The organism is Streptococcus mitis, from assembly GCF_002096755.1.
GTDB classification, from domain to species: Bacteria; Bacillota; Bacilli; order Lactobacillales; family Streptococcaceae; genus Streptococcus; species Streptococcus mitis_AC.
Map to the genome: position 1 here is coordinate 1 of NZ_NCVF01000011.1, position 5202 is coordinate 5202.

General features: G+C 49.7%; 2 tRNA genes and 3 rRNA genes. All 5 read left to right on the forward strand.

Annotated elements, in window-relative coordinates:
* Positions 1-72: transfer RNA gene (locus B7700_RS00090), tRNA-Glu, on the forward strand.
* 241 nt (positions 73-313) lie between these two features.
* Positions 314-1859: ribosomal RNA gene (locus B7700_RS00095) — 16S ribosomal RNA — on the forward strand.
* A 51-nt stretch (positions 1860-1910) separates the two neighbouring features.
* A tRNA-Ala gene (locus B7700_RS00100) sits at positions 1911-1983 on the forward strand.
* Between the two features lie 125 nt (positions 1984-2108).
* Positions 2109-5009: ribosomal RNA gene (locus B7700_RS00105) — 23S ribosomal RNA — on the forward strand.
* Positions 5010-5085: 76 nt separating this feature from the next.
* A 5S ribosomal RNA gene (rrf, locus tag B7700_RS00110) occupies positions 5086-5201 on the forward strand.
* Together the 16S, 23S and 5S rRNA genes with 2 tRNA genes alongside form the textbook arrangement of a ribosomal RNA operon.
* Position 5202 lies beyond the last annotated feature (1 nt).

The following is a 5202-nucleotide window of genomic DNA, read 5'->3' on the forward strand; positions in this document are numbered from 1 at the left end:
GGTCCGTTGGTCAAGGGGTTAAGACACCGCCTTTTCACGGCGGTAACACGGGTTCGAATCCCGTACGGACTATGGTATGTTGCAGATGGAACACTTGATGAAAAAAGATTAAAAAAGTTTCAAAAAAGTGTTGACAAGCAAAAGCGCCTGTGATATACTAATATAGTTGTCGCTTGAGAGAACTGAGTGACAAAGACCTTTGAAAACTGAACAAGACGAACCAATGTGCAGGGCACTACAACTAAGGTTGTAGTACTGAACAATGAAAAAACAATAAATCTGTCAGTGACAGAAATGAGTGAGAACTCAAACTTTTAATGAGAGTTTGATCCTGGCTCAGGACGAACGCTGGCGGCGTGCCTAATACATGCAAGTAGAACGCTGAAGGAGGAGCTTGCTTCTCTGGATGAGTTGCGAACGGGTGAGTAACGCGTAGGTAACCTGCCTGGTAGCGGGGGATAACTATTGGAAACGATAGCTAATACCGCATAAGAGTAGATGTTGCATGACATTTGCTTAAAAGGTGCAATTGCACCACTACCAGATGGACCTGCGTTGTATTAGCTAGTTGGTGGGGTAACGGCTCACCAAGGCGACGATACATAGCCGACCTGAGAGGGTGATCGGCCACACTGGGACTGAGACACGGCCCAGACTCCTACGGGAGGCAGCAGTAGGGAATCTTCGGCAATGGACGGAAGTCTGACCGAGCAACGCCGCGTGAGTGAAGAAGGTTTTCGGATCGTAAAGCTCTGTTGTAAGAGAAGAACGAGTGTGAGAGTGGAAAGTTCACACTGTGACGGTATCTTACCAGAAAGGGACGGCTAACTACGTGCCAGCAGCCGCGGTAATACGTAGGTCCCGAGCGTTGTCCGGATTTATTGGGCGTAAAGCGAGCGCAGGCGGTTAGATAAGTCTGAAGTTAAAGGCTGTGGCTTAACCATAGTACGCTTTGGAAACTGTTTAACTTGAGTGCAAGAGGGGAGAGTGGAATTCCATGTGTAGCGGTGAAATGCGTAGATATATGGAGGAACACCGGTGGCGAAAGCGGCTCTCTGGCTTGTAACTGACGCTGAGGCTCGAAAGCGTGGGGAGCAAACAGGATTAGATACCCTGGTAGTCCACGCCGTAAACGATGAGTGCTAGGTGTTAGACCCTTTCCGGGGTTTAGTGCCGCAGCTAACGCATTAAGCACTCCGCCTGGGGAGTACGACCGCAAGGTTGAAACTCAAAGGAATTGACGGGGGCCCGCACAAGCGGTGGAGCATGTGGTTTAATTCGAAGCAACGCGAAGAACCTTACCAGGTCTTGACATCCCTCTGACCGCTCTAGAGATAGAGCTTTCCTTCGGGACAGAGGTGACAGGTGGTGCATGGTTGTCGTCAGCTCGTGTCGTGAGATGTTGGGTTAAGTCCCGCAACGAGCGCAACCCCTATTGTTAGTTGCCATCATTCAGTTGGGCACTCTAGCGAGACTGCCGGTAATAAACCGGAGGAAGGTGGGGATGACGTCAAATCATCATGCCCCTTATGACCTGGGCTACACACGTGCTACAATGGCTGGTACAACGAGTCGCAAGCCGGTGACGGCAAGCTAATCTCTTAAAGCCAGTCTCAGTTCGGATTGTAGGCTGCAACTCGCCTACATGAAGTCGGAATCGCTAGTAATCGCGGATCAGCACGCCGCGGTGAATACGTTCCCGGGCCTTGTACACACCGCCCGTCACACCACGAGAGTTTGTAACACCCGAAGTCGGTGAGGTAACCGTAAGGAGCCAGCCGCCTAAGGTGGGATAGATGATTGGGGTGAAGTCGTAACAAGGTAGCCGTATCGGAAGGTGCGGCTGGATCACCTCCTTTCTAAGGAAAAGGAACTGCGCATTGGTCTTGTTTAGTCTTGAGAGGTCTTGTGGGGCCTTAGCTCAGCTGGGAGAGCGCCTGCTTTGCACGCAGGAGGTCAGCGGTTCGATCCCGCTAGGCTCCATTGGTGAGAGATCACCAAGTAATGCACATTGAAAATTGAATATCTATATCAAATAGTAACAAGAAAATAAACCGAAAACGCTGTAGTATTAATAAGAGTTTATGACTGAAAGGTCAGAAAAATAAGGTTAAGTTAATAAGGGCGCACGGTGGATGCCTTGGCACTAGGAGCCGAAGAAGGACGTGACAAACGACGATATGCCTTGGGTAGCTGTAAGTAAGCGATGATCCAGGGATTTCCGAATGGGGGAACCCAACAGGTACTACCTGTTACCCGCATCTGTTAAGGATGTGAGGAGGAAGACGCAGTGAACTGAAACATCTAAGTAGCTGCAGGAAGAGAAAGCAAAAGCGATTGCCTTAGTAGCGGCGAGCGAAACGGCAGAAGGGCAAACCGAAGAGTTTACTCTTCGGGGTTGTAGGACTGCAATGTGGACTCAAAGATTATAGAAGAATGATTTGGGAAGATCAGCCAAAGAGAGTAATAGCCTCGTATTTAAAATAGTCTTTGTACCTAGCAGTATCCTGAGTACGGCGGGACACGTGAAATCCCGTCGGAATCTGGGAGGACCATCTCCCAACCCTAAATACTCCCTAGTGACCGATAGTGAACCAGTACCGTGAGGGAAAGGTGAAAAGCACCCCGGGAGGGGAGTGAAATAGAACCTGAAACCGTGTGCCTACAACAAGTTCGAGCCCGTTAATGGGTGAGAGCGTGCCTTTTGTAGAATGAACCGGCGAGTTACGTTATGATGCGAGGTTAAGTTGAAGAGACGGAGCCGTAGGGAAACCGAGTCTGAATAGGGCGAATTAGTATCATGACGTAGACCCGAAACCATGTGACCTACCCATGAGCAGGTTGAAGGTGCGGTAAGACGCACTGGAGGACCGAACCAGGGCACGTTGAAAAGTGCTTGGATGACTTGTGGGTAGCGGAGAAATTCCAAACGAACTTGGAGATAGCTGGTTCTCTCCGAAATAGCTTTAGGGCTAGCGTCGACATAAAGATTCTTGGAGGTAGAGCACTGTTTGGGTGAGGGGTCCATCCCGGATTACCAATCTCAGATAAACTCCGAATGCCAATGAATTATGGTCGGCAGTCAGACTGCGAGTGCTAAGATCCGTAGTCGAAAGGGAAACAGCCCAGACCACCAGCTAAGGTCCCAAAATAATTGTTAAGTGGAAAAGGATGTGGGGTTGCACAGACAACTAGGATGTTAGCTTAGAAGCAGCTATTCATTCAAAGAGTGCGTAATAGCTCACTAGTCGAGTGACCCTGCGCCGAAAATGTACCGGGGCTAAAACAATTTACCGAAGCTGTGGATACCTTTATAGGTATGGTAGGAGAGCGTTCTATGTGTGAAGAAGGTGTACCGTGAGGAGTGCTGGAACGCATAGAAGTGAGAATGCCGGTATGAGTAGCGAAAGACAGGTGAGAATCCTGTCCACCGTAAGACTAAGGTTTCCAGGGGAAGGCTCGTCCGCCCTGGGTTAGTCGGGACCTAAGGAGAGACCGAAAGGTGTATCCGATGGACAACAGGTTGATATTCCTGTACTAGAGTATGTAGTGATGGAGGGACGCAGTAGGCTAACTAAAGCAGACGATTGGAAGTGTCTGTCTAAGCAGTGAGGTGTGAACTGAGTCAAATGCTTAGTTCTATAACATTGAGCTGTGATGGGGAGCGAAGTTTAGTAGCGAAGTTAGTGACGTCACACTGCCAAGAAAAGCTTCTAGCGTTTAAACATACTCTACCCGTACCGCAAACCGACACAGGTAGTCGAGGCGAGTAGCCTCAGGTGAGCGAGAGAACTCTCGTTAAGGAACTCGGCAAAATGACCCCGTAACTTCGGGAGAAGGGGTGCTGACTTTACGTCAGCCGCAGTGAATAGGCCCAAGCAACTGTTTATCAAAAACACAGCTCTCTGCTAAATCGTAAGATGATGTATAGGGGGTGACGCCTGCCCGGTGCTGGAAGGTTAAGAGGAGTGCTTAGCGTAAGCGAAGGTATGAATTGAAGCCCCAGTAAACGGCGGCCGTAACTATAACGGTCCTAAGGTAGCGAAATTCCTTGTCGGGTAAGTTCCGACCCGCACGAAAGGCGTAATGATTTGGGCACTGTCTCAACGAGAGACTCGGTGAAATTTTAGTACCTGTGAAGATGCAGGTTACCCGCGACAGGACGGAAAGACCCCATGGAGCTTTACTGCAGTTTGATATTGAGTGTCTGTACCACATGTACAGGATAGGTAGGAGTCTATGAGATCGGGACGCCAGTTTCGAAGGAGACGTTGTTGGGATACTACCCTTGTGTTATGGCCACTCTAACCCGGATAGGTGATCCCTATCGGAGACAGTGTCTGACGGGCAGTTTGACTGGGGCGGTCGCCTCCTAAAAGGTAACGGAGGCGCCCAAAGGTTCCCTCAGAATGGTTGGAAATCATTCGCAGAGTGTAAAGGTATAAGGGAGCTTGACTGCGAGAGCTACAACTCGAGCAGGGACGAAAGTCGGGCTTAGTGATCCGGTGGTTCCGTATGGAAGGGCCATCGCTCAACGGATAAAAGCTACCCTGGGGATAACAGGCTTATCTCCCCCAAGAGTTCACATCGACGGGGAGGTTTGGCACCTCGATGTCGGCTCGTCGCATCCTGGGGCTGTAGTCGGTCCCAAGGGTTGGGCTGTTCGCCCATTAAAGCGGCACGCGAGCTGGGTTCAGAACGTCGTGAGACAGTTCGGTCCCTATCCGTCGCGGGCGTAGGAAATTTGAGAGGATCTGCTCCTAGTACGAGAGGACCAGAGTGGACTTACCGCTGGTGTACCAGTTGTCTTGCCAAAGGCATCGCTGGGTAGCTATGTAGGGAAGGGATAAACGCTGAAAGCATCTAAGTGTGAAACCCACCTCAAGATGAGATTTCCCATGATTTTATATCAGTAAGAGCCCTGAGAGATGATCAGGTAGATAGGTTAGAAGTGGAAGTGTGGCGACACATGTAGCGGACTAATACTAATAGCTCGAGGACTTATCCAAAGTAACTGAGAATATGAAAGCGAACGGTTTTCTTGGTTTGAATAGATATTCAATTTTGAGTAGGTATTACTCAGAGTTAAGTGACGATAGCCTAGGAGATACACCTGTACCCATGCCGAACACAGAAGTTAAGCCCTAGAACGCCGGAAGTAGTTGGGGGTTGCCCCCTGTGAGATATGGAAGTCGCTTAGCT